This window comes from Actinokineospora guangxiensis, from assembly GCF_042657845.1.
GTDB classification, from domain to species: Bacteria; Actinomycetota; Actinomycetes; order Mycobacteriales; family Pseudonocardiaceae; genus Actinokineospora; species Actinokineospora guangxiensis.
The window spans coordinates 87,305-113,196 of sequence record NZ_JBHSKF010000019.1; the positions used below are offsets into that span (position 1 = coordinate 87,305).

Below are 25,892 nucleotides of genomic sequence, written 5' to 3' on the forward strand. Positions count from 1 at the left end.
GCCTCCACCCCATCGGACGCGCCCCTCCCGCCGCTTTCCCCAAACGCACCAGCCAACCGCCTACCCCTCCAACCGCGCCGCCCGAACCGCAGGCACCTGCCGCGGACAGCTAACACACTTCCCCTCCCCCTCCACCTCGAAAACCAAACAGCACGACACCCTCCGCACCACCCACCTCCCACCAGCCCGCACAAACCGGGGAACCGGCATCTCCACCCCCACAGCCGCCGCGACCGCCTCCCCGTGCACCGCCCCACCCCCAGCCCACAACACCTGATTCCCCACCGAATCCGCCGCCACAGCCCACAACGACCGAGCCCCAGCCCCACTCACCTCGCTCACCGCCGAGATCCCACCATCCAACAACTCCCGCAATGCCACCCCCGGCCGATCCGTCACGGCATCGCCCGCGACCTCACCCACCAACCCGTCAGACCGCACCGTCATCCGCAGAGACCCCGCATCCACCACCGGAGCACCCGCCACCACCGACCGCACAACAGGCCCCACGAGCACAGCCGAAGCCGAGTACCACCACAACGTCCCCAGCACGCGCAACGGCACGGAGCCGTACCTGACCCGCGTCCGCGCGATCAGCCCGGCCACCCACCCCCGGTCACCGACCGCCGACGCTGGCACCCACACAGCCGGTCACGTTACAGCCACGCTGCGGTAGCCGGTCGATCACGGAGCGTCCGCGCAACCTGGCCGTAACACGTCGGGACCGACAGTTCACCGGCGTGAAACGCGCCACGTCATCCAGCGAAACAGGCCAACCGAATGATTCCGGCATTCGACAGGTCTGATGGAGGACAGTGTGGACACAGGAGACACCGCCTGGGTGCTGGCCAGTGCCGCCCTGGTCATGCTCATGACGCCGGGACTAGCGTTCTTCTACGGCGGCATGGTGCGGGCCAGGGGCGTGCTCAACATGCTGATGATGAGCTTCATCTCGCTGGCCGTGGTCAGTGTGCTGTGGGTGCTCTACGGCTACTCGCTGACATTCGGCAACGACGTCGGCGGCGGGCTGCTCGGCGGCGGTGACTTCCTCGGCCTGGACGGCGTCCTCGGCACCGAGACCGGCACGATGCCGCACATGGTGTTCGTCGTCTTCCAGCTGATGTTCGCCATCATCACCGCGGCGCTGATCTCCGGCGCGATCGCCGACCGCGCCAAGTTCTGGACCTGGACGATCTTCATCGCCGTCTGGGCGACGGTCGTCTACTTCCCCGTGGCGCACTGGGTGTTCAACTTCGACGGCTTCACCGGCGCGGACTTCACCGGCGGCTGGATCGCCAACACCCTCGGCGCGCTGGACTTCGCAGGCGGCACGGCCGTGCACATCAACGCCGGCGCCGCCGCGCTCGCGCTGGCCCTGGTGCTCGGCAAGCGCAAGGGCTGGCCGCGCGAGCCCATGCGCCCGCACAACCTGCCCTTCGTGCTGCTGGGCGCCGGTCTGCTCTGGTTCGGCTGGTACGGCTTCAACGCCGGTTCCGCCGTCGGCGCCAACGAGCTGGCGGGCGTCGCGTTCATCACCACCACCGTCGCCACCGGCGCGGCCGTGCTCGGCTGGCTGATCGTCGAGCAGATCCGCGACGGCAAGCCGACCACCCTCGGCGCGGCGTCCGGCGCCATCGCGGGCCTGGTGGCCATCACCCCGGCGGCGGGCTTCGTCTCCCCGATCGGCGCGATCGCCATCGGTCTCGTCGCCGGTGTCCTGTGCGCCTTGGCGGTCAGCCTGAAGTACAAGCTCGGCTACGACGACTCCCTCGACGTGGTCGGCGTGCACCTCGTCGGCGGCCTCGTCGGCACCCTGATGATCGGTCTGCTGGCCACCACCGGCGTCAACGAGGCGGGCCAGGACGGGCTGTTCTACGGCGGCGGCGCGGCCCTGCTGGGCAAGCAGGCCCTCGCCGCGATCGCGGTCATGGCCTACAGCTTCGTCCTCACGTTCATCATCGGCTTCATCCTCAACAAGACCATCGGCTTCCGGGTCTCCGAGGAGGCCGAGGTCGGCGGCATCGACGAGCACGAGCACGCCGAGTCCGGCTACGAGTTCTCCAGCCTGCGCGGCGGCGGGTCCTCGCTGAGCAAGACCGCCGACGTGCTGGCCAAGAAGGTCTCCGCGAGCGCAGGCAAGGAAGGCTGAGCGACATGAAGCTCGTCACCGCCATCATCAAGCCCTTCACCCTGGATGACGTGAAGGCCGCGCTGGAGCAGATCGGCGTGCTGGGCATGACCGTCAGCGAGGTCCAGGGCTACGGCAGGCAGAAGGGCCACACCGAGGTCTACCGCGGCGCGGAGTACTCGGTGGACTTCGTCCCCAAGATCCGCGTCGAGGTCCTGGTGGACGACGTCATGGGCGACAAGGTGGTCGACGCCGTGGTCGAGGCGGCCCGCACCGGCAAGATCGGCGACGGCAAGGTCTGGGTCACCCCGGTCGACACCGTCGTGCGCGTGCGCACCGGCGAGCGCGGCACGGACGCGATCTAGCGGATGACGCAGGGGGATCACGCCCCGAACGCAGCGGACTTGGTGCTCGCCCGCGACCGGTTGCTCGGTCGCGGCGCGGGCGCCAGGTCCGCAGGCGTCTCCGGGCACCGCCTCAGCCAGCCCGCGCTGCGCGAGGCCCTGGCCGACCTCCACGAGTTCTGGCTGACCGCGCACGCGGCCGCGGCCGGGGTCGGCGGGCGCGGCGGGGGCGTCGCGCTGCTGGCCGTCGGGGGACTCGGCCGCCGCGAGCTCGTCCCGTACGCCGACCTCGACCTCGTGCTGGTGCACGACGGCCGCCAGCCGGTCGACGCCATCGCCGAACGGCTCTGGTACCCGCTGTGGAACGCGGGCATCGGCCTGGACCACTCGGTGCGCACCGTCGGCGAGGCGCTCGACGTCGCCGCCGCCGACCTGCGGGTCGCGCTCGGCCTCCTCGACGCCCGGCACATGGCGGGCGACGCGGAGGTCGGCGTGCGGCTGGCGCGGGCCGCGCGCGAGCAGTGGCGCACCGGCGCCCGCAAGCGCGTCGGCGAGCTGGTCGAGTCGGTGCGCAAGCGCTGGGCGCGCTCGGGCGAGGTCGCGCACTGGGTCGAGCCGGACCTCAAGCACGGCCGCGGCGGCCTGCGCGACCTCGGCGTCCTGGACGCCCTTGCCGCCGCGCAGCTGGTCGACCGGCCCGGCGAGGACGTCGAGGCCGCCCGCGCCCTGCTGCTCGACACCCGCACCGAGCTGCGCCGCGTCGCGGGCAGGCCGCGCGACGTCCTGCGGCCCCAGGAGGGTGACGAGGTCGCCGCCGCGCTCGGTGTCGGCGACCGCTTCGCCCTGGTCAGAGCCCTGTCCGGGGCGGGGCGGTCGGTTGCCTACGCGATGGACACCGCCCTGCGCGCGATCACCGCGAGCCAGCCGCAGCGCCGGGTGCTCGGCGTGCTCCGCCGCGGCCCCGAGCGGCGGCCGCTGGCCGAGGGCGTCGTGCTGCACGCGGGCGAGGTCGTGCTGGCCCGCGACGCCGACCCCGGCAAGGACCCCGGGCTGCTGCTGCGCGTCGCCGCCGCCGCCGTGCGCACCGGGCACCCCATCGCGCCCGCCGCGCTGGCCCGGCTCAGCGACACCGCCCCCGAGCCGCGCGGCCCGTGGCCGGCCGAGGTCCGTCAGGACCTGGTGGCGCTGCTGGGCGCGGGCGAGGGCCTGACCGACGTCGTGGAGGCCATGGACCGCACCGGGCTGTGGGCGCGGCTGTTCCCCGAGTGGGGGGCCGTGCGCGACCTGCCCCCGCGCGACGCCGCGCACGTGTGGACCGTCGACCGGCACCTGGTGCGGACCGCGGTCAACGCCGCGCGCCGCGTCACCGCGGTCTCCCGGCCCGACCTGCTGCTCATCGGCGCCCTGCTGCACGACATCGGCAAGGGCCGCGACCAGGACCACTCGGTGGTCGGCGCGGCGCTGGCCACCCAGGTCGGCGCGCGGCTGGGCCTGCCCAAGCCGGACGTCGACACCCTCGCCGCGATGGTCCGCCACCACCTGCTGCTGCCCGACACCGCCACCCGCCGCGACATCGAGGACCCCGCCACCGTCGAGCGCGTCGCCGAGACCCTCGACCGCGACCCGGTGCTGCTGGAGCTGCTGCACGCCCTGGCCGAAGCCGACTCGCTGGCCACCGGCCCGGGCGTCTGGACGGACTGGAAGGCCGCGCTCGTCAGCGACCTCGTCCGCCGCGCGCGGGCGGCGATGGCGGGGGAGCGGCTGCCCGCGGGCGTCCTGTTCGACCAGGACAAGCGGGCGCTCGCCGAGTCCGCCGCCGAGTCCGGCAGGCCCGAGGTCCTGGTGGAGGGCTCCGGGCGGCCCGCCACGGTCACCATCGCCACCGCCGACGCGCCCGGCGTGCTGTCCAAGGCCGCTGGCGTGCTCGCGCTCAACTCCCTGGAGGTGCACGCGGCGACCATGGCCGGGCACCGCGGCGCGGCGGTCGGCGTCTTCACCGTCACCCCCCGCTTCGGGTCCATGCCCGACCCCGCGCTGCTCCGCGAGCAGTTCGCCAGGGCGGTGGCCGGGACGCTGCCGCTGGCGGAGAAGCTGGCGGCCAAGGAGCGCGACTACGGCGTGGCGGCTGACGACCCGCCGACGCCGCGCGTGCTCTGGTTCGACCACGAGGCGGGCGACCCCGGCGTGGTCGTGCTGGAGCTGCGCTGCGCCGACCGGATCGGCCTGCTGCACGGCGTGGCGGGCGCGCTGGAGCGCTGCGGCGTCGATGTGCGCTGGACCAGGGTGGCCACCCACGGCGGGTCGGTGGTGGACTCCTTCGGCATCCCGAAGGGCACCGGACCCGGCTGGCGGAGGGCCATCGAGAACGCCGTGCTCAGGGCGGTTGAGTAGGTCTACTCACCCGCACTCACGGGTGTTCACGCTGGGGTCGGCTCTGCGGGACCGGCAGACTTCGCGGTGTCCGGCGGAGATCGGGACGGGCCGAAGCGCGACGGTCGGGGGACCGGGGCGGCGGCAGGGGGCCGATCTCGCCGGACGGTGCCGGGACGGGCCCGTCGAGGGGTCGGGCCCATCCCGGCCCCCCGAACGAGGGGCGCCGTGTGCGTGTCGTGACCGTGGTTCAGCCGTTCGTGCTGGTATGGCCACCCGGGCCCTAGTGGTACCCGATTGCTATGGATGCCAAGGGGGACAACAAGATCAAAGCCACGGTCGCCGCTCTCGCGCTGGTGGGGGCCACCCTCGCCGCCGTCGGACCCGTGCACGTCGTCGGCCACGCCGTCATCGCGGGCCGGGCGACGCCGATCGCGGCGTCGACCAACGAGTGCACGGACAAGTCCTACGCGCTGCGGAACTGGAAGGTGACGGGCACCCACACCTGGTACTACAACGGCGCGGGCGCGCCGGCCAGCGTGGCGGGCACGGCGCTGACCGCCATCACCAGCGCCTCCAACACCGTCGCCAAGGGCCGCAACCGCTGCGGCCTGCCCACCGACCTGCCGACCACCTACAGCTACGCGGGCACCTCCACGGCCAAGGCCCAGATCTCCGCCGAGGCCACCTGCACCGGCAACGACAACCGCAGCGTCGTCAGCTGGGGGGCGCTCCCGCCGTCCTATCTGGCCTACACCTGCACCTACTTCCGCGCCAACGGCACGGTGCTGGCCTCCGACGTGCTCATCGACAACGTCGCCAACGCCTGGTTCACCACCCTGCCCGCCAGCTGCAGGCTGATCTACGACCTGGAGACGACCATGGCCCACGAGCGGCTGCACACCGCGGGCCTGGCACACGTCAGCCAGAGCACGAGCGCCGCGCAGACGATGGCCCCGTCCAGCGGTCCGTGCAACACGGGCAGGCGGCTGCTCGGGGCAGGCGATTACGCTGGTCTGAAAGCGATCGCCAATCGCGGCTGATTCACCTGAAAGAGCGGAATAGTCCACTCGGGCCGGACGTCCGATGCTGATCCTGGTACGGCTTAAGCGAAGTTTCCACCTGCCGTCAAGGGGATGTCGTGTCCGGAGCCTCCGCTTCGCGTCGCCTGTCAACAGTGGTGTTGGCGTTCGCGGTAGCAGTAACTGGCATGGTCGTGGGCGCGGCGAACGCCTCCGCCGCCGTCGTCAGACCGTTCAACCTCGGGTTCAACGAGGAGGTGTACGGCGACTTCATCGAGATCGGCAACGGCAACTCCCGCTGCCCGAACCCCGGCGACCCGGCGCCGCTCGCCGAGCCGACCACGAGCTGCGCGCCCTCCCAGGCCCGCACCTACACGGCCACCACCGGCATCAACGACCAGTACTACATGCGCTGGGCCGACGTGGACTCCGACGCGGCCACCTTCAACTCCTCGCGCGGGGCGATCACCATCCCGGCGGGCGCCTCCGTCCGGTTCGCCCGGCTCAACTGGTCCGGCGACACCGGCACGGTGCGCAACACCGACGGCACCATCTCCACCCTGCCGGGCTGCAGCTCCAACCAGTTCCTCGCGGGCGCGGGCACCTCGATCCTGCCCTCCGGCACCCCGGAGTCCACTTCGGTGCGGCTGACCATCGGCGCGGGCGCGACCACCTCGATCGCCCCCCAGGTCATCTCCCGCGACGCGCTGGCCAACGTGCCCAGCTCGCAGCCGCAGTTCTACGCCGCGCACGCGGACGTCACCGCGCAGTTCCAGGCCGCCCCGACCGGCGCCCCGCTGACGGTCAACGTCGGCAACGTCTGGACCCCGCAGGGCTTCGGCTGCTACTCCGGCTGGTCGCTGGTCCTGGTCTACGCGTTCACCGCCCCCAACCCGGCGGCGCCCGCCAAGCGCGAGATCTTCGTCTACGACGGCCACGTCCGCCAGTCCTCCATCGACCCGGCCACCACCGTCGCCATCTCGAACTTCCGCGCCGCGACCAACGCCGTCCGCGTCGGCCTGACCGCCTACGAGGGCGACTTCAACATCGTCGGCGACCAGTTCTCGATCAACGGCACCCCCATCGCCGAGCCGCTGTCCGCGGGCGCGACCACGAACTTCTTCGTGTCCAACGCGGGCGGCGCGAGTTCGCCCGTGGTGCCGAACAACATGAGCGTCGACGCCAAGGCGTTCACCACGACGCTGATCCCGGCGGGCGCGACATCGGCCACCCTGACCTTCAGCACCAGCGGTGACACCTACCTGGCGCAGAACCTCGTCTTCTCGGTCCCGGTCGCCTCGCTCAAGATCACCAAAGAGCTGGTCTCGCCCGGCCCGTTCCGGCCCGGCCAGCCGGTGACCTACCGGATCACCGTGGTCTCCCCGGGCGGGTCCAACGCCGTCAACGTGGCCGTCGCCGACCCCGAGGTCAGCGACTGCAACCGCTCGCTGGGCAACCTCGCCGCGGACGTCCCGGTCACCTACACCTGCACCGGTCCCGCCCCCGCCGACGACTTCACCAACGTCGCCACCGTCACCGGCCGCAACGCCTTCGGCGACCCGATCACCGACACCGACCAGGTCGACGTCCCGGTCATCAACCCGGCCGTCGAGATCACCAAGGTCGCCGACAAGGAGAGCTACACCGCGGGCGAGACCATCACCTTCACCATCACGGTCCGCAACACCGGTGACGCCCCCCTGACCAACGTCGTGGTCGCCGACCCGAAGGTCGCGGCCTGCGCCACGACCAGGGCGAGCCTGGCCGCGGGCGGGTCCTTCACCTACACCTGCACGGCGACCGCGCCGATCCCCGGCGACGCCAACACCGCCACGGTGACGGGCACCGACCCGCTCGGCGGCACCGTGACCGACACCGACACCGCCCCGGCCCCGGCCGTCGGCACCGTGTCCGGCCGCGTCTTCTCCGACCGCGACAACAACGGCGTGCTCGACGCGGGCGACGGCGACACCGGCATCGGCGGCGTCACCGTCACCCTGGTGGGCACCACCGCGGGCGGCACCCCCGTCAACCGCACGGTGACCACCGCGGCCGACGGCACCTACACCTTCCCGGGCGTGTCCGCGGGCACCTACCGGATCGTGGAGACCCAGCCCGCCGCCTTCGACGACGGCATCGACACCCCGGGCACCGGAGCCGCCGCCGACGGCAACGACGCCTTCGCCGTCACCCTCGCCTCGGGCGTGTCCAGCACGGGCAACAACTTCGCCGAGCGGCCCACCTCCAGCCTGGCGGGCCTGGTCTACGAGGACGTCGACGGCGACGGAGTCCGCGACGGCGGCGAGCCGGGCATCGGCGGCGTCACCGTCCGCCTCACCGGCACCGACAGCGCGGGCAACCCGGTCAGCCTGACCACGACCACCGCGGCTGACGGCACCTACTCGTTCCCGGCGCTGAGCCAGGGCACCTACGCGGTGACCGAGACCCAGCCCGACGGCTACGCCGACGGCGTCGACTCGCCGGGCTCGGCGGGCGGCACCGCGTCCCCGCCGGACTCGATCACCGGCATCGCCCTGCCCGCCCGGACGAACGCGACCGCGTACCTGTTCTCCGAGTTCCGCGGCTCCTCGATCTCCGGCAGCGTCGTCGACGAGACCGGCGGACCCATCGCCGACGTCGAGGTCACCCTGACCAGGCCGGACGGCACGACCACCACGGTGACCACCGACCCGGACGGCAACTACGCCTTCGACGGCCTGCGCCCCGGCACCTACCGGGTCGCCGAGACCCAGCCCGGCGGCTACGCCGACGGGCCGGACACGGTCGGCAGCGCGGGCGGCGACGGCTCGGCCAACGACGTGTTCAGCGACATCCTGCTGGGCTCGGGCACCGCGGCCACCGGGTACGTCTTCGCCGAGCGGCGGGGCTCCATCGCCGGTGTCGTCTACGAGGACGCCAACAACAACGGCGCCCAGGACCCCGACGAGCCCGGCATCGCCGGTGCGACCGTGCGCCTGACCGGTGAGGACGCCCGCGGCAACCCGGTCGACCGCACCGTTGTCAGCGGCGATGACGGCGCGTACACCTTCGCCGGCGTCGTCGGCGGCACCTACGACCTCATCGAGACCCAGCCGACCGGCTACGACGACGGCCGGGAGACCCCGGGCACCGCGGGCGGCACCGCCACCCCGCCGGACTCGATCACCGGCATCGAACTCGACCCGGGCGAGGCGGCCACCGGCTACCTCTTCGGCGAGTTCGTGGTCAACTCCATCACCGGCCGCGTGGTCGACGACCTCGGCCGCGGCATCGCCGACGTGCCGATCACCCTCACCAGGCCCGACGGCACGAGCACCACGGTGAACACCGGCCCCGACGGCCGCTACACCTTCGCCGACCTGCCCCCGGGCACCTACTCCGTCGCCGAGGAGCAGCCCGACGGCTACGCCGACGGCCTGGAGTCGGTGGGCGACGCGGGCGGCGACGCCACCGTCAACGACGTGATCAGCGGCATCGTGCTCGTCTCCGGCGGCGCCGCCACCGGCTACGACTTCGCCGAGGACACCGGCACCCTGGCCGGGTCGGTCTACGTCGACCAGAACAACAACGGTGTCCGCGACCCGGGCGAGCCCGGCATCCCGGACGTCCCGGTGACCATCTCCGGCACCGACGTGCGCGGCGGCGCGGTCGACATCACCGCCACCACCGACGCCGAGGGCAACTACGTGTTCACCGGCCTGGTCGGCGGCACCTACGCCCTCGCCGAGACCCAGCCCGACGGCTACCTCGACGGCGCCGACGCCGCCGGCAACGCGGGCGGCACCCCGGTGCCGCCGGACGCCATCGACAACATCGGCTTCGGCGCGGGCCAGGACGCCACCGGCTACACCTTCGGCGAACTGGTCGGCGGATCGATCTCCGGCAAGGTCGCCGACGAGGCGGGCAACCCGATCGCCGACACCACCATCACGCTGACCGAGCCCGACGGCACCACCCGCACGGTCCAGACCGGCGCGGACGGCACCTACACCTTCACCGGCCTGCGTCCGGGCCTGTACACCGTCAGCGAGGAGCAGCCGCTGGGCTACGGCGACGGCCCCGAGCTGATCGGCGACGCGGGCGGCGAGAACACCGAGAACGACGTCGTCAGCGGCATCGAGATCGCCTCGGGCACCGTGGCCACCGGGTACGACTTCCTGGAGGAGCGCGGCTCGCTCGCGGGCTCGGTCTACGAGGACCTCAACGGCAACGGCGTCCGCGACGCGGGCGAGCCCGGCATCCCCGGCACCGTGGTGACCCTCACCGGCACCGACGCCAGGGGCGCGGCGGTCTCCCTCCAGCGCACCACGGAGGACGACGGCTCGTACCTGTTCGACGACCTGATCGGCGGCGTCTACTCGATCGTGGAGACGCAGCCCGCCGGGTTCAGCGACGGCGCCGACGCCGCGGGCACCGAGGGCGGCACCCCGACCGCGCCGGACTCGATCACCGCGATCGAGCTGGACGGCGGGGCCAACGGCACCGGCTACACCTTCGGCGAGTTCCGCGCCGGGTCGCTCTCCGGACAGGTCGTGGACAACGAGGGCAACCCGATCCCGGGTGTCAGCGTGACCCTCACCGGCCCCGGCGCCCCGGTCACCGTGACCACCGACGCCGAGGGCAACTACACCTTCACCGACCTGCCCCCGGGCACCTACACCATCACCGAGGAGCAGCCGACCGCCTACGCCGACGGTCCGGACACCCCGGGCACCGCCGGTGGCGACGCGTCGGTCAACGACGTGTTCAGCGGCATCGACCTCGGGTCCGGTGTGGACGCCACGGGCTACGTGTTCGAGGAGAAGGCGGGCTCGCTGTCCGGCGTGGTCTACGAGGACCTCAACGGCAACGGCGTCCGCGACGACGGCGAGCCCGGCATCGCCGGGGTCACCGTCACCGCGACCAGCGGCGACCGCGAGCTGACCACGGTCACCGACGGCCAGGGCGCCTACAGCTTCACCGGCCTTCCGGCGGGCGACTGGGTGCTCACCGAGGACCAGCCGGACGGTTATGCCGACGGCCTCGACGCCCCCGGCTCCGCGGGCGGCACCGCCAGCCCGCCGGACTCGATCACCGCGATCGGGCTCGAACCGGGCGTGGACGGCACCGACTACCAGTTCGGCGAGTACCGGGCGGCCTCGATCTCCGGTCGCGTGGTGGACGACGGCGGCAACCCGATCCCGGGTGCCGAGGTGACGCTGACGGGCCCGAACGGCTCGACCACCGTGACCACCGACGCCGAGGGCAACTACACCTTCCCCGATCTGCCGCCGGGCACCTACACGGTGACCGAGACGCAGCCCCCGGGCTACGGCGACGGCCCGGACACCCCGGGTTCGGCAGGCGGTGACAGCTCGGTCAACGACGTCATCAGCGGCATCGTGCTCGACTCGGGTGAGCAGGCCACCGGCTACGAGTTCGCCGAGCAGCGCGGTTCGCTCTCCGGTGTGGTCTACGACGACACCAACGGCAACGGCGTCCGCGACGCCGGCGAGCCCGGCATCCCGAACGCGACCGTCACCCTGACCGGCACCGACGCCAACGGCACCGCCGTCGAGGTCTCGGTGACCACCAACGACCAGGGCGAGTACACCTTCGCCGACCTGGTGGGCGGCGAGTACACCGTCACCGAGACCCAGCCCGCCGGGTACGCCGACGGCGCCGACGTCGCCGGTGACGCGGGCGGCACGCCGACCGAGCCCGACACCATCACCGGCGTCGCGCTGGGCGGCGGCCAGGACGCCACCGGCTACGAGTTCGGCGAGTACAAGGCGGCGTCGATCTCCGGTCGCGTCGTGGACGACGGCGGCAACCCGATCCCGGGTGCCGAGGTGGTCCTGACCGGCCCGAACGGCACGACCACCGTCACCACCGACGCCGAGGGCAACTACGTCTTCGACGGCCTGGTCCCGGGCACCTACGCGGTGACCGAGACCCAGCCGGACGGCTACGGCGACGGCCCGGACACCCCGGGCAGCGCCGGTGGCGACAACTCGGAGAACGACGTCATCAGCGGCATCGTGCTCGACTCAGGCGAGTCGGCGACCGGGTACGTGTTCGCCGAGGACCGCGGTTCGCTCTCCGGTGTGGTCTACGACGACACCAACGGCAACGGCGTCCGCGACGCCGGCGAGCCCGGCATCCCGAACGTCGAGGTGACCCTGACCGGCACCGACGCCAACGGCGCCGCCGTCGAGGTCACGGTGACCACCAACGACCAGGGCGAGTACACCTTCGTCGACCTGGTGGGCGGCGACTACACCGTCACCGAGTCCCAGCCGGACGGCTACGCCGACGGCGCGGACACCCCGGGCGACGCGGGCGGCACCCCGACCGCGCCGGACTCGATCACCGCGATCGCGCTGGGCGGCGGCCAGGACGCCACCGGCTACGAGTTCGGCGAGTACAAGGCCGCCTCGATCTCCGGTCGCGTGGTGGACGACGCAGGCAACCCGATCCCGGGTGCCGAAGTGGTCCTGACCGGCCCGAACGGCAGCACCACGGCCACCACCGACGCCGAGGGCAACTACACCTTCAGCGACCTGCCGCCGGGCGCCTACACGGTGACCGAGACACAGCCCCCGGGCTACGGCGACGGTCCGGACACCCCGGGCAGCGCGGGCGGCGACGCCTCCGAGAACGACGTCATCAGCGGCATCGTGCTCGACTCGGGCGAGTCGGCGACCGGCTACGAGTTCGCCGAGCGGCGCGGCTCCATCGCCGGTGTGGTCTACGAGGACCGCAACGACAACGGCGCGCAGGACGCGGGCGAGCCCGGCATTCCGGGCGTGACGGTGACCCTCACCGGCACCGACGCGCTCGGCAGGCCGGTGCAGCAGACGGTGGTCACCACCGCTGACGGCGGCTATGTGTTCACCGGTGTCGTGGGTGGCAGCTACACCGTCACCGAGACCCAGCCCGCCGGCTTCGCCGACGGCCAGGACACCCCCGGCACGGCGGGCGGCGAACTCGCCCCGCCGGACGGTGTCACCGGTATCGAGCTGGGCGCGGGCGAAGACGCCACCGGCTACCTGTTCGGTGAGCGGGGCGGCGCCATCACCGGCACCGTCTGGGTGGACGTCGACGGCGACGGCGCCATCGACGCCGACGAGCCGCGCAGGCTCGCCGACGTCACCGTGGTCCTGCTCGACAGCACGGGCACCGAGATCGCCAGGACCACGACCGACGCCGAGGGCAACTACACCTTCGCCGACCTGCCCGCCGGGGACTACACGGTCCGCCAGCTGCAGCCGGACGCCTTCGGTTCCACCACCCCGAACGACGTCCCGGTGACGGTCGCTCCCGGTGGCGGCGGCTCGGCCAACTTCGGCGAGCAGCAGGGCCTGATCGGTGACTTCGTCTTCGACGACACCAACCGCAACGGCGTCCAGGACTTCGGCGAGCCCGGCGTCCCCGACGCCACGGTGATCCTCCTCGACGCCGACGGCACCGAGGTGGCCCGCACGACGACCGACGCCAACGGCCGCTACCGCTTCACCGACCTCCCGCCCGGCACCTACCGGGTCCAGGTCGAGCCGACCGACGGCAAGGTCTTCACCCGCCCGGGCAAGGGCACCCCGTCGACCGACTCCGACTTCGACCCGGCGACGGGCCTGAGCACCCCGGTGACCATCACCATCACCAACGGCTCGATCACCCAAACCACGGACGTGGACGCAGGCCTCGTGCCACGCATCCTCGACCTGGCAGTCGACCTCACCGTCGACCGCCCGACCGCCACCGTCGGCGACAAGGTCACCTTCACCGACACCGTCACCAACACCGGCACCGTCCCGGTCGAGGGCGCCAAGACCGTCATCACCGTCCCCGACGGCCTGACGATCACCGACGCCACCGGCCCCGGCTGGACCTGCGAGATCTCCGGCCAAACCGCCACCTGCACCACCGACGTGACTCTCCAGCCGGGCGACTCCGCCCCACCCGTCACCGTCGTCACGCAGGCCACCAAACCCGTACCCACCACCGACGCCTCGGCCACGGTCACCCCCCGCGACGGCACCCCCGACGCAGACCCGACCAACGACCGCGACACCACCCCCGTCACGGTCACCAAGCCAGGCACCACCCCACCCCCGACCACCCCGCCCGGCCCCAACCCCCCGGGCCCCACCCCGCCCAACCCGCCTGGCCAACTCCCCAACACCGGAACCCAGGCCCTGACGCTCCTCTACGGCGCACTGCTCCTGATGGCCTTGGGCGCAGCACTTTTCCGAGCAGGCCGCCGAAAGCACACCACCTAACCCACAACTGACCCGCCCAACCAGACGGCCCGCCCTCCCCGAGGGCGGGCCGTCCCACGTCCGCAGGCCAGAGCGCAGGAAGAAGACCACGAGGGCGTGGCGGGACCAGCGGCAGAGCGGTGGACAGACAGGGGACGGGGAGAGGCCTCGGGGAGAGAGGCGAGAGAGAACTCCGTGACCACTCACGCAAAGCGAGGGGTGCTCCACCCATCGGACCCACCCCACAAACAGGCCGCGGAACTCCCACGGAACCACCAACCCGTGTCCCAGCCGAGGTGAAGCACCACGGCCAACGCCCCGTCCGGGCATACATCCGCACCCCGCGCCCCACCCCCGGTACCCTCGACCCCAAGACCCAAGCAACCCCTGGAGCGCCGACCCCGTGTTCGACACCCTCTCCGACCGGCTCTCATCCGTCCTGCAGAACCTGCGCGGCAAAGGCAGGCTCTCCGACGCCGACATCGACACCACCGCCCGCGAGATCCGGATCGCGCTGCTGGAAGCCGACGTCGCCCTCCCGGTCGTCAGGGGTTTCATCGCCAAGGTCAAGGAGCGGGCCAAGGGAGCCGAGGTCTCCGCGGCGCTCAACCCGGCCCAGCAGGTCGTCAAGATCGTCAACGAGGAACTGATCGGCATCCTCGGCGGTGAGACCCGCAGGCTGAACATGGCCAAGACCGGTCCCAGCGTGATCATGCTCGCCGGTCTCCAGGGTGCCGGTAAGACCACCCTCGCGGGCAAGCTCGCCCGCTGGCTCAAGGCCCAGGGCCACGCCCCCCTCCTCGTCGCCTGCGACCTGCAGCGGCCGAACGCCGTCACCCAGCTCCAGGTCGTCGGCGAGCGCGCCGGGGTCACCGTGTTCGCTCCCGAGCCCGGCAACGGCGTCGGCAATCCCGTCGAGGTCGCGCGTCGGAGCATCGAGGAGGCCGAGCGCTCGCACTACGACGTCGTCGTGGTCGACACCGCCGGTCGTCTCGGTGTCGATGAGGAGATGATGCGCCAGGCCATCGACATCCGGGCGGCCACGAACCCCGACGAGATCCTCTTCGTCGTGGACGCCATGATCGGTCAGGACGCGGTCTCCACCGCTGAGGCGTTCCGCGACGGTGTCGGCTTCACCGGTGTGGTGCTGACCAAGCTCGACGGCGACGCCCGCGGTGGTGCCGCGCTGTCGGTCCGCGAGGTCACCGGGGTCCCCATCCTCTTCGCCTCCAACGGCGAGAAGCTGGAGGACTTCGACACCTTCCACCCCGACCGGATGGCCTCGCGCATCCTCGGGATGGGCGACCTGCTGACCCTGATCGAGCACGCCGAGCAGCACTTCGACCAGGAGCAGGCCGAGAAGGCCGCCGCCAAGATCGGCACCGGCGAGCTGACCCTGGAGGACTTCCTGGAGCAGATGCTCGCCGTCCGCAAGATGGGCCCGATCGCGAACCTGCTCGGCATGCTGCCGGGCGCGGGCCAGATGAAGGACGCGCTGGCGCAGGTCGACGAGAAGCACATCGACCGGTTGCAGGCGATCATCCGCGGCATGACCCCGGCCGAGCGGGCCGACCCGAAGATCATCAACGCTTCGCGCAGGCTGCGCATCGCCAACGGCTCCGGTGTCCAGGTCCGCGAGGTCAACGACCTGGTCAACCGCTTCTACGAGGCCCGCAAGATGATGCAGCAGATGGCGGGCCGCTTCGGCATGCCCGGCGGCGGCGGGCGCAGCGCGACCAAGAAGCAGCCGAAGGGCCGCAAGAACAAGAAGGGCAAGGTCAAGGGCCCGACCCAGCCGAAGATGCGCGGCAACTTCGGCGCGGGCATGCCCGACCTGTCCGCCCTGCCGCCGAGCCTGCAGCAGATGCCGCCCGGCTTCGGCATGGACCAGCAGCTCCCGCCCGGCTTCGACATCTCCAAGCTGAAGTTCCCGAAGAAGTGACCGCACTGCACCTGCGCGGCGCCGTTCTCCCGGACGGTGCCGAGCAGGACTTGTGGATCGTCAACGGCCGCGTCCGCACCACCGAGGTGCCCGGGGCGCGCACGGTGTTCGACGGCGGCTTCCTCATCCCCGGCCTGGTCGACGCACACTGCCACGTCGGCATCGGCCCGCAGGGCCCCGTCGACCTCGACACCGCCGCCGCGCAGGCCGAGACCGACCGCGACGCGGGCACGCTGCTGATCCGCGACTGCGGCTCGCCGATCGACACCACACCGCTGCAGGAGCGCCTCGACCTGCCGCGCATCGTCCGCGCGGGCAGGCACATCGCCCGCCCCCGCCGCTACATCCGCCACCTCGGCGTCGAGGTCGAGCCCGACGACCTGCCCGCGCAGGTCGCCGAGCAGGCCGCGCTGGGCGACGGCTGGGTCAAGCTGGTCGGCGACTGGATCGACCGGGAGAAGGGCGACCTGGCCCCCCTCTGGGCCGACGACGTGCTCCGCGAGGCGATCAGGACCGCCCACGACGCGGGCGCGAAGGTCACCGCGCACGTCTTCGGCGAGGACGCGCTGCCCGGCCTGATCGAGGCGGGCATCGACTGCATCGAGCACGGCACCGGCCTGACCGAGGAGACCACCGCCGAGATGGCCCGCCGGGGCACCGCGCTGGTCCCCACGCTGATCAACATCGAGAACTTCCCCGACATCGCCGCTGGCGCGGACAAGTTCCCCGTCTACGGCCGCCACATGCTCGACCTGCACGCGCGCGTCCGCACCACGGTCTCGCGCGCGATCGACGCCGGTGTGCCCGTCTACGCGGGCACGGACGCCGGCGGCGGCATCGCCCACGGCCGCATCGTGGACGAGATCACCGCGCTGCACGAGGCGGGCATGACCGCCGAGCAGGCGATCGCGGCGGGCTCGTGGGCGGCGCGCTCGTGGCTCGGGTTCAAGGGCCTGACCGAGGGCGCCGCCGCCGACCTGCTGGCCTTCTCGGGCGACCCCCGGGAAGACTTGTCGCGACTGCGCAACCCCGACCTCGTCGTGTTGCGCGGCCGCGTGGTCCGCCAAACCGTACGGTGATCCCGTTGCCCCCGGGCCGGACCGGGAAGCGGAGCCGGGGCTCAGGACAGCCGGAGGTGTGATGGTGTCGCTGCCCGACGCCGACTCGTCGGCGTCGACACCTGCCAGGGACCACCGCTGGGGTTTCGGCGCGTTCCTCGCCGTCTACGGGGTCTTCGTGCTCTCGGCCGTGGTCATCGGCGCGCTGATCGGCAAGCCGAGGCCCGGCTCGGAGGACACCATCACGGTGATCCTCGTCGGCACGATCGTGCCGACGCTGCTGGCCACGGCGGTGGCGCTCGGGGTGACCGTCTGGCGGGGCAACGGCCCGCGCGCCGACCTGCGCTGGTCCTTCTCCCGGGCCGACCTGCGCGCCGGGATGAAGTTCGGGCTGATCGGCCTGGTCGTCACCACGGTCGCCGCGGCGATCTGGACGCGGGTCGTCGGCGAGGACAACGCCACCTCCTCGCTGGGCAGCCTGGTCGACGACCAGCGCATGCCGGTGGTCGCCGCGATCACGCTGTTCCTGTACGTGTGGCTGGTCGGCCCGCTCTGCGAGGAGATCATCTACCGCGGCCTGCTGTGGGGGGCGCTGGAGCGGCTGCGGTGGGGCGGCTGGGCGGTGTTCAGCCTCACCACCGTGATCTTCGCCATCAGTCACCTCGAACCGCTGCGCACCTCGCTGCTGCTGGTCATCGGCATCCCGATCGGCCTGGCCCGGCTCTACACCGGACGCCTCGGCGCGAGCATCGTGGCCCACCAGGTCAACAACTTCCTGCCCGCGCTCGCCGTCCTGCTGATCTCCCTCGGGGTGATGACGCCGTGACACCGGAGATCGACCTCAACTCCGACCTCGGCGAGGGCTTCGGCGTGTGGCGCCTGGGCGACGACGACGCCCTGCTCGGCGTCGTGACCTCGGCGAACGTCGCCTGCGGCTTTCACGCCGGCGACGCGTCCACCATGCGCGCGGTGTGCGCCTCGGCCGCCGCGCGCGGGGTCGTGGTCGGCGCGCAGGTCTCCTACCGCGACCTCGCCGGGTTCGGCCGCCGCTTCATCGACGTCGACACCGCCACCCTGGCCGACGAGGTGCTCTACCAGATCGGCGCGCTGGAGGCGTTCGCCCGCGCGGCGGGCACCCGGGTCGGCTACGTCAAGCCGCACGGCGCCCTCTACAACGCCACCGTCCACCACAAGGCCCAGGCAGCCGCCGTGGTCGCGGGCACGCGCGCGTTCGGAGACCTGCCGATCCTCGGCCTGCCCGGCTCCGAGCTGCTCGCCGCGGCGGGGGAGTCGGCGGTCACCGAAGCCTTCGCCGACCGCGGCTACACCCCCGAGGGGACGCTCGTGCCCAGGTCGCGGCCGGGTGCGCTGCTCACCGAGACCGCCGCGGTCGTGGCGCGCGCCGTGCGCCTGGCCACCCGCGGGGAGATCGTCGCCGTCGACGGCACCGTGCTCGCGACCAGCGCCCGATCGCTGTGCCTGCACGGCGACACTCCTGGCGCCGTGGCCCACGCGAAAGCCGTCCGAACCGCCCTGGACACCGCCGGGGTGGAGGTGAGTCCGTTCGCCCGGTAGCCGTCTGGCACAATTGGCGGCTGTCCGCGGCGGCCGGCCCCTCTCACCGTGCCGCGGCGACCCAGAACCACGGATGTGACGGCTCGACCCCACGGGGCCACCCGCGTCCAACCCGACGTCGTATCCCAGGACCAGGAGTACCAAGACCCGTGGCTGTCAAGATCAAGCTGCAGCGCCTCGGCAAGATTCGCGCGCCGTTCTACCGCATCATCGTCGCCGACGCCCGCACCCGCCGCGACGGCAAGGCCATCGAGACGATCGGCCGCTACAACCCGATGACCGAGCCCAGCCTGATCGAGGTCGACTCCGACCGCGCCCAGCACTGGCTGAAGGTCGGCGCCCAGCCGACCGACGCGGTCAAGCACCTCTTCGAGGTCACCGGCGACTGGCAGAAGTTCAAGGGCCTGCCGGGCGCCGAGGGCACCCTGCGCGTCGCCGAGCCGAAGCCGTCGAAGCAGGACCTGTTCAACGCGGCGCTGGCGGCGGCGGGCGAGGAGCCCACCACCGAGGCCATCAGCCCGAAGAAGAAGTCCGCCCCGAAGAAGGCCGAGAAGGCTGAGGAGAAGGCCGAGTCGACTGAGGCCGCGGCCGAGTGAGCGCCCTCGCGGACGCCCTGGAGCACCTGGTCCGAGGCATCGTCGACAACCCCGACGACGTCCAGGTCGAGCTGGTCACGACTCGTCGCGGCCGGACCCTTGAGGTGCATGTCAACCCCGAAGACCTCGGCAAGGTCATCGGCAGGGGCGGGCGCACCGCGACCGCCCTGCGCACGGTGATGGCCGGGGTCGGCGGACGCGGCATCCGCGTCGACGTGGTCGACACCGACCACTGATGGCAGAAGTGGTCGTCGGCCGGGTGGCCAAGGCGCACGGCATCCGCGGCGAGCTGGCCGTGGAGGTGCGCACCGACGCCCCCGAGCTCCGGTTCGCCGAGGGCGCGTCGGTCGACGCCCGGCTCAAAGACGGCGCTGTCCGCGCACTGACGATCGCAGCCGCCCGGTGGCACACCGGGCGGCTGCTCGTGCGCTTCGACCAGGTGCCCGACCGCGACGACGCCGAGCGGCTGCGCGGCGCGCTGCTGCTGGCCGACCCGGAGGGCCTGCCGGAGCCGTCGGACCCCGAGGAGTTCCGCGACCACGACCTGATCGGGCTCGCGGCCGTCCTCGCCGACGGCACCGTGCTCGGGCGGGTCGCCGACGTCCAGCACGGTCCGGGTGGCGAACTGCTGGTCGTGGCCCGGGAATCCGGCGCCGACGTCCTGGTGCCGTTCGTCACCGCGATCGTCCCCGAGGTGGACATCGCCGGTGGGCGGGTCGTGCTCGACCCGCCGGAAGGGCTGATCGAGTAGCCGTGCGGGTCGACGTCATCACGATCTTCCCCGAGTACGTCGAGCCGCTGCGCGCGGCGCTGCTCGGGCGGGCCATCGAGCGCGGGCTGGTCAGCCTCGGCGTGCACGACCTGCGGAACTGGACCCACGACGTGCACCGCGCCGTGGACGACAGCCCGTACGGCGGCGGCCCCGGCATGGTCATGAAGCCGCAGGTCTGGGGCGACGCCCTGGACGAGGTGTGCGCGGGCGACGAGCCGCCCCGGCTGGTCGTGCCCACGCCCGCGGGCATCCCGTTCACCCAGGAGAAGGCCCGCGAGTACGCCGCGCTGCCCAGGCTGGTCTTCGCCTGCGGCCGCTACGAGGGCATCGACCAGCGGGTGATCGATGACGCCGCGCGGCGCATGGTGGTCGACGAGGTCTCCATCGGCGATTACGTGCTGGTCGGCGGCGAGGTCGCCGTGCTGGCGATCGTGGAGGCCGTGGCCCGGCTGCTGCCCGGCGTGCTCGGCAACCCGCGCTCGGCCGAGGAGGACTCCTTCTCCGACGGCCTGCTCGAAGGCCCCAGCTACACCCGCCCGGAGGTGTGGCGCGAGCTGGCCGTGCCCGACGTGCTGCGCTCGGGCAACCACGCCGCCATCGACCGCTGGCGCCGCGACCGCGCGCTGGAGCGCACCCTCGACCGTCGGCCCGACCTGCTGGCCGCACTCCCCGAAGGTGCGCTTGACCAGCGGGATCAGGCGCTGCTGCGGTCGTTGACCGGGGTCGATTTCGTTACCGGTGACGGCGTCTGACATACTTTCCGGGTTGCCGCGCCCGGCACCTGCCGATGCGCGCCGCAGACCAACCCCATGGCCGGCTGTTCTCCATACCGCGCCGCCCGGCGGCGGGTCTGTAGCCACGACCATGCTGAGCACTGAGGACGGATTTCCCATGAACACCCTGGATGCCCTGGACGCCAAGTCGCTGCGTTCCGACGTCCCGGACTTCCGCCCGGGTGACACCCTCAAGGTCCACGTCCGCGTCATCGAGGGCACGCGCGAGCGCGTCCAGGTGTTCCAGGGCGTGGTCATCCGCCGCCACGGCGGCGGCGTCCGCGAGACCTTCACGGTCCGCAAGATCTCCTTCGGCGTCGGCGTGGAGCGCACCTTCCCGGTGCACACCCCGAACATCGCCACGATCGAGGTCGTCACCCGCGGTGACGTTCGCCGCGCCAAGCTGTACTACCTCCGCGAGCTGCGCGGCAAGGCCGCCAAGATCAAGGAGAAGCGCGAGCCGCAGCGCACTTCCTGACGCGCGGAGAACATCGACTCACGTACCCTGACGTGCGTGGTCGACCGTCCCTCCCGCAGCGTGCCCCCGGGCTCCCGGCCTCCGGCCGGCCAGTCCAGGGACCAGGGTGACCGCAGGCCCGAGGCCCCGCCGCCGCATCCCCACAGGACGCCGGTGAACGGCTCCTCGGGCCTTGGTCATGCCCAGGAGTCCCAGTTCTGGTTCGGCGAAGCGCTGTCGGAGGACGACCTGCCGCCGGTCGAGCGCCATCGCCCCTACAGCGAGCCGCACCCGCCCAACGGCAGGCACCCCGGCACGCACCCGCCCTTCGACCAGCACCGCGACGGCGAGCCGCACCGCAACGGCCACTCCGTGACAGGCCCGCACCGGACCGGCTCCCACCCGCGCCAGAGCGGTGGACAGCCGCAGGCCGGGCTCCAGCAGACCGGTGGACGCATTCCTCCGGTCGGTCCTCAGCAGACCGGTGGCCGTATTCCCCCGGTCGGGTCTCAGCAGACGGGTGGGCGCATCCCCCCGGCGCAGACCGGCAACCGCATCCAGCCGGCCACACCTCAGCGCGGCGGCGGTGCCCCCGCCGACCGCGAGCGCGCCGGCCCGGCGGACCAGGGTCCGCCCTCGGCGTTCTTCAGCCCGGCCGAGTCCGACGAGCCCCCGCGCTGGCCCACCCTGGCCGACTCCCCGTCCTTGCGAGTCCCACCCGCCGAGGCCCCGGCGCGCCCGCCCGGCCAGTACGTGCCGGAGGCGGAGGAGACCTCGGTCATCCCGCGCGTGCCGCCCGTGCCGCCCCGCATCAGCGAGGCGGACGAGGACCCCGACTTCGACCATGACCACGGCGACGACGCCGATGGCGACAAGCCCGTCGGCGGCGCCCACCGCAAGCCCGACACCGACGAGGACCAGCCGAAGCACGGCAAGCACCGCAAGCGCAAGAAGCAGCCGCTGTGGCGCGAGCTGCTCACCCTCGTCGCCGTCGCGCTGCTGCTGACCTTCCTCATCCAGCACTTCGTCGGCCGCGTCTACTCCATCCCGTCCGGCTCGATGGAGCAGACGCTGCACGGCTGTCCGGGCTGCACCGGCGACCGGGTGTTCGTCGACAAGATGGTCTTCGAGTTCCGCGACCCGCTGCCCGGTGACGTCGTCGTCTTCCAGGGGCCGAACTCCTGGACCGGCGAGCAGGTCAACATCGACGGCAGCGGCGACAACCCGTTCCTCGCCGGGCTCCAGTACCTCGGCTCGCTGATCGGCATCGCCCCGCCCGACGAGCGCGACTTCGTCAAGCGGGTCATCGCCATCGGCGGGCAGTCGGTGGAGTGCTGCGACGAGCAGAACCGCGTCATGGTCGACGGCAGGCCCCTGGACGAGCCCTACGTCTACTGGGAGAACGGCGGCCCGGACGAGCGGCAGGCGTTCGCACCCGTTACGGTGCCCGAGGGCACCCTGTGGGTCATGGGGGACAACCGCGGCAACTCGGCCGACTCGCGCATCCAAGGCGGCGGCGGCATCCGGGGCGTCGTGCCGATCACCAAGGTCATCGGCAAGGTCAGGGCCATCGTGCTCCCGCCGTCGCGCTGGCAGGGCGTCGGCGACCACAACCCGCAGGCACAGCCCGCGATCGCCGCACCCGCCTGGCAGCAGGGCCTGCCCGCCGGGATCGGGATCGCCGCCGCCTGGCCGGTGCTGTGGATCGGCAGGCGCGTTCGGAAGTCCGTGACCAGCAGGAAGGCGGAGTAGGTGGCAGAGGCGCACGGTGCCGCGGCAGGGGACGACCACGGCGCCGAGGGAGGCCGTGTCACCGAGCAGCCCGAGGTCGAGCCGGACACCGAGAAGGCCGAGGAGGACGGGGGCCGGAAGAAGCGCCCCTTCTGGGTCGAGATCCCGATCCTGATCGGGATCGCGCTGGTGCTGACCATCCTGATCCAGTCCTTCATCGCGCGCGTCTTCGTCATCCCGTCGGAGTCGATGGAGCAGACGCTGCACGGCTGTCCGGGCTGCACCGGAGACCGCGTCCTGGTCGACAAGGTCACCTACTACTTCCGCGACCCGTCCCCCGGCGATGTCGTGGTGTTCGAGCGCCCCGACACCTGGGACGACTTCGGCGGGGCCACCCGCTCGGGCAACCCGGTCGTGGCCTGGTTCCAGGACTTCGGCGCGCAGTTCGGCCTGGCCGAGCCCAGCGAGGATGACGTGGTCAAGCGCGTGGTCGCCGTCGGTGGGCAGACCGTGGAGTGCTGCGACGAGCAGAACCGCCTCATGGTCAACGGCAAGCCACTGGACGAGCCCTACGTCTACCTGCCCGACCCGGGCATGGAGCAGGCCGAGTTCGGGCCGATCACCGTTCCCGACGGCATGCTGTTCGTGATGGGCGACAACCGCAACAACTCCCGCGACTCGCGCTCGCAGGGCGGCGGCGGCCTCAACGGCATGGTCCCGATCGATGACGTGATCGGCAAAGCGCGCACGATCATCCTGCCGCCGTCGCGCTGGCAGGGCGTCGGCGACCACGACCCGCAAGCGCTCTCGGCGCCCGCCTGGCAGGCGGGCATCCCGGCCGGGATCGGTGTCGCCGCGGCCTTCCCGGTCCTGGCGCTGGTGCGGCGGATACGCCGGTAGGCTGGGCCCGTGTCCGACTCCCCTGAGGAGAAGCCCGCCCCGGCCAAGAAGAAGCGGCCGTTCTGGGTCGAGATCCCGCTGCTGCTGGGCGTCGCGCTGGTCCTGACGATCATCATCCAGACGTTCTTCGCGCGGGTGTTCCTCATTCCGTCGGAGTCGATGGAGCGCACGCTGCACGGCTGTCCCGGCTGCTACGGCGACCGCGTGCTGGTCGACAAGGTCGTGTACTGGTTCGGCGACGTCGAGCCCGGCGAGGTCGTGGTGTTCGAGCGGCCGAGCACCTGGGACCGCGGCGGCGACGAGTCCGCCAACGCGTTCACCGACTGGCTGGGCGACATGTTCGCGCCGTTCGGGCTCGCCCCGGCCGACGAGGACGACGTGGTCAAGCGGGTGATCGCCGTCGGCGGGCAGACCGTGGAGTGCTGCGACGAGCAGAACCGCGTCCTGGTCGACGGCAAGCCCCTGGACGAGCCCTACATCCACTGGGACGGCGACGTGGGCAGCGCCCGGCAGGTCGACTTCGCCCCGGTGTCGGTGCCCCAGGGCATGCTCTTCGTGATGGGCGACAACCGCAACAACTCCGGCGACTCCCGCACGCAGGGCGGCGGGGGCGCGGCTGGGCTCGTGCCGGTGGACAACGTCATCGGCAAGGCGCGTGCGATCATCCTTCCACCGTCGCGGTGGGGCGGGGTCGGCGACCACGACCCGCAGGGGCTGGCCGCCGGGGTGCCCGCCGCCGCGGGCCTCGCACTGGCGTGGCCGGTGCTGGCGCTGGGCAGGCGGGCTCGTGGACTGCTGCGGAGAGGAAGGCGATGACCACGGCGTTGCGACCGCCGCGCGCGGTGCTGCGGCGCGACTCGGGCAACTGGGGTCTGCAGACCGCCCTGCACCGCAGGGGGCTGGGCCCGGTGGCGGGCGTCGACGAGGCGGGCCGCGGGGCCTGCGCCGGCCCGCTGGTCGTCGCCTCGTGCGTGCTGCGCCCCGGCGACGCGGCCAAGCTCGACGGCCTCACCGACTCCAAGCTGATGACAGCCGCCGCCCGCGACCGGATGTTCGACCTGGTCAGGGCGCGGGCGGTCGACTACGCGGTCGTGGTGATCCCGCCCGCGGAGGTCGACGGCCGCGGTGTGCACGTCGCCAACATCGAGGGCATGCGGCGCGCGGTCGCGCGGCTGTCCGTGCACCCCGGTTATGTGCTGGTGGACGGGTTCCGGGTTCCGGGCCTGACCGCGCCGCACATGCCGGTGATCAAAGGCGACCAGGCCGCCGCCTGCGTCGCCGCCGCGTCCGTGCTGGCCAAGGTGACCCGGGACAGGATCATGGCCGACCTGCACGAGCGGCTCCCGCGGTACCTGTTCGACGTGCACAAGGGATACTGCACACCAGTGCATTCGCGCGCTTTGTCCGAGCACGGTCCGTCCGCCGAGCACCGGTGGTCGTTCGTGAACGTGGCCTCGGCGGGGCGAAAGCACGGTCTGCGCGCGCCACACCGGGTGGCACTGAGCGTGGCGGCGGCGGCCGTGGTCCAGAATGGGACGTCGCCGGACTAGTCGGCGGTCTTTCACCAGCACGACCAGGAGGGGCGCGCGGCACATGAGCGCGGAGGATCTCGAAAAGTACGAGACCGAGATGGAGCTGTCGCTCTACCGGGAGTACCGCGACATCGTCGGGCAGTTCGCCTACGTCGTGGAGACCGAGCGGCGCTTCTACCTGGCCAACGGCGTGGACGTGCAGGTCCGCGACGCCGAGGGCGAGGTCTACTTCGAGGTGCGGATGTCGGACGCCTGGGTGTGGGACATGTACCGCCCGGCGCGCTTCGTCAAGAACGTCCGGGTGATCACCTTCAAGGACGTCAACGTCGAAGAACTCGACAAGCCGGATCTCCGACTTCCCGAGGACGGTCCCTTCAACGGCTAGGCCGTACCCAGCACTGAACACCTCGATCGTGTAGTTGACATCGAGTTGTCCCCACTCGTTCGGGGAC

At 72.2% G+C, this 25,892-nt stretch carries 20 protein-coding genes; 19 read left to right on the forward strand and 1 reads right to left on the reverse strand.

What is annotated here, in order from left to right; all coding sequences use genetic code 11:
- Nucleotides 1-60: 60 nt before the first annotated feature.
- Nucleotides 61-447 (reverse strand): (2Fe-2S)-binding protein, encoded by a 387-nt coding sequence (locus ACFPM7_RS27905; protein WP_378250848.1) that lies wholly within the window; start codon nucleotides 445-447, stop codon nucleotides 61-63.
- 418 nt (nucleotides 448-865) lie between these two features.
- Here ACFPM7_RS27905 and ACFPM7_RS27910 point away from each other — a divergent pair, with 418 nt between their 5' ends.
- The 19 genes from ACFPM7_RS27910 (at nucleotide 866) to ACFPM7_RS28000 (ending at nucleotide 25,825) form a co-directional block, all read left to right on the forward strand.
- Nucleotides 866-2,149, forward strand: a complete 1,284-nt coding sequence (locus tag ACFPM7_RS27910) for an ammonium transporter (protein WP_378250849.1) — start codon at nucleotides 866-868, stop codon at nucleotides 2,147-2,149.
- A 5-nt stretch (nucleotides 2,150-2,154) separates the two neighbouring features.
- Complete coding sequence (locus ACFPM7_RS27915; RefSeq protein WP_378250789.1) at nucleotides 2,155-2,493, forward strand: P-II family nitrogen regulator; 339 nt, start codon at nucleotides 2,155-2,157, stop codon at nucleotides 2,491-2,493.
- A 3-nt stretch (nucleotides 2,494-2,496) separates the two neighbouring features.
- Nucleotides 2,497-4,863, forward strand: coding sequence for a [protein-PII] uridylyltransferase (locus tag ACFPM7_RS27920; protein ID WP_378250790.1), 2,367 nt, complete (start codon nucleotides 2,497-2,499; stop codon nucleotides 4,861-4,863).
- 281 nt (nucleotides 4,864-5,144) lie between these two features.
- Nucleotides 5,145-5,885: a peptidase M10A gene (locus tag ACFPM7_RS27925; protein ID WP_378250791.1), complete on the forward strand. Its 741-nt coding sequence runs from the start codon at nucleotides 5,145-5,147 to the stop codon at nucleotides 5,883-5,885.
- 134 nt (nucleotides 5,886-6,019) lie between these two features.
- Nucleotides 6,020-14,125: an SdrD B-like domain-containing protein gene (locus ACFPM7_RS27930; RefSeq protein ID WP_378250792.1), complete on the forward strand. Its 8,106-nt coding sequence runs from the start codon at nucleotides 6,020-6,022 to the stop codon at nucleotides 14,123-14,125.
- Nucleotides 14,126-14,507: 382 nt separating this feature from the next.
- Entirely contained in the window at nucleotides 14,508-16,046 is a 1,539-nt protein-coding gene (gene ffh / locus ACFPM7_RS27935; RefSeq protein WP_378250793.1) for a signal recognition particle protein, read from the forward strand.
- Nucleotides 16,043-17,125 (forward strand): amidohydrolase family protein, encoded by a 1,083-nt coding sequence (locus ACFPM7_RS27940; protein WP_378250794.1) that lies wholly within the window; start codon nucleotides 16,043-16,045, stop codon nucleotides 17,123-17,125. Before ffh ends, ACFPM7_RS27940 begins: the two co-directional genes overlap by 4 nt.
- Nucleotides 17,126-17,186: 61 nt before the next feature.
- Entirely contained in the window at nucleotides 17,187-17,930 is a 744-nt protein-coding gene (locus tag ACFPM7_RS27945; protein WP_378250795.1) for a CPBP family intramembrane glutamic endopeptidase, read from the forward strand.
- Nucleotides 17,927-18,679 (forward strand): LamB/YcsF family protein, encoded by a 753-nt coding sequence (locus ACFPM7_RS27950; protein ID WP_378250796.1) that lies wholly within the window; start codon nucleotides 17,927-17,929, stop codon nucleotides 18,677-18,679. The genes ACFPM7_RS27945 and ACFPM7_RS27950 overlap by 4 nt, the downstream gene beginning before the upstream one ends.
- A 149-nt stretch (nucleotides 18,680-18,828) precedes the next feature.
- A complete protein-coding gene (rpsP, locus tag ACFPM7_RS27955; RefSeq protein ID WP_378250797.1) occupies nucleotides 18,829-19,275 on the forward strand; it encodes a 30S ribosomal protein S16 in 447 nt (148 codons plus the stop codon).
- On the forward strand, nucleotides 19,272-19,511 hold the full coding sequence (locus ACFPM7_RS27960) for an RNA-binding protein (protein ID WP_092776549.1): 240 nt from the start codon (nucleotides 19,272-19,274) through the stop codon (nucleotides 19,509-19,511). The genes rpsP and ACFPM7_RS27960 overlap by 4 nt, the downstream gene beginning before the upstream one ends.
- Nucleotides 19,511-20,026: a ribosome maturation factor RimM gene (rimM, locus tag ACFPM7_RS27965; protein ID WP_378250798.1), complete on the forward strand. Its 516-nt coding sequence runs from the start codon at nucleotides 19,511-19,513 to the stop codon at nucleotides 20,024-20,026. Before ACFPM7_RS27960 ends, rimM begins: the two co-directional genes overlap by 1 nt.
- Nucleotides 20,027-20,028: 2 nt before the next feature.
- Nucleotides 20,029-20,799, forward strand: a complete 771-nt coding sequence (gene trmD / locus ACFPM7_RS27970) for a tRNA (guanosine(37)-N1)-methyltransferase TrmD (protein WP_378250799.1) — start codon at nucleotides 20,029-20,031, stop codon at nucleotides 20,797-20,799.
- A gap of 139 nt (nucleotides 20,800-20,938) precedes the next feature.
- On the forward strand, nucleotides 20,939-21,298 hold the full coding sequence (rplS, locus tag ACFPM7_RS27975) for a 50S ribosomal protein L19 (protein ID WP_378250800.1): 360 nt from the start codon (nucleotides 20,939-20,941) through the stop codon (nucleotides 21,296-21,298).
- Nucleotides 21,299-22,087: 789 nt separating this feature from the next.
- Nucleotides 22,088-23,029, forward strand: coding sequence for a signal peptidase I (gene lepB / locus ACFPM7_RS27980; RefSeq protein WP_378250850.1), 942 nt, complete (start codon nucleotides 22,088-22,090; stop codon nucleotides 23,027-23,029).
- Nucleotides 23,030-23,908, forward strand: coding sequence for a signal peptidase I (lepB, locus tag ACFPM7_RS27985; RefSeq protein WP_378250801.1), 879 nt, complete (start codon nucleotides 23,030-23,032; stop codon nucleotides 23,906-23,908). It abuts the gene before it with no gap.
- A gap of 9 nt (nucleotides 23,909-23,917) precedes the next feature.
- Nucleotides 23,918-24,724: a signal peptidase I gene (gene lepB / locus ACFPM7_RS27990; protein ID WP_378250802.1), complete on the forward strand. Its 807-nt coding sequence runs from the start codon at nucleotides 23,918-23,920 to the stop codon at nucleotides 24,722-24,724.
- The gene (locus tag ACFPM7_RS27995; RefSeq protein ID WP_378250803.1) at nucleotides 24,721-25,458 is read left to right on the forward strand and encodes a ribonuclease HII; all 738 of its coding nucleotides are present in this window, start codon (nucleotides 24,721-24,723) and stop codon (nucleotides 25,456-25,458) included. Before lepB (ACFPM7_RS27990) ends, ACFPM7_RS27995 begins: the two co-directional genes overlap by 4 nt.
- 43 nt (nucleotides 25,459-25,501) lie before the next feature.
- On the forward strand, nucleotides 25,502-25,825 hold the full coding sequence (locus ACFPM7_RS28000; RefSeq protein WP_378250804.1) for a DUF2469 domain-containing protein: 324 nt from the start codon (nucleotides 25,502-25,504) through the stop codon (nucleotides 25,823-25,825).
- The last annotated feature ends 67 nt before the right edge of the window (nucleotides 25,826-25,892 follow it).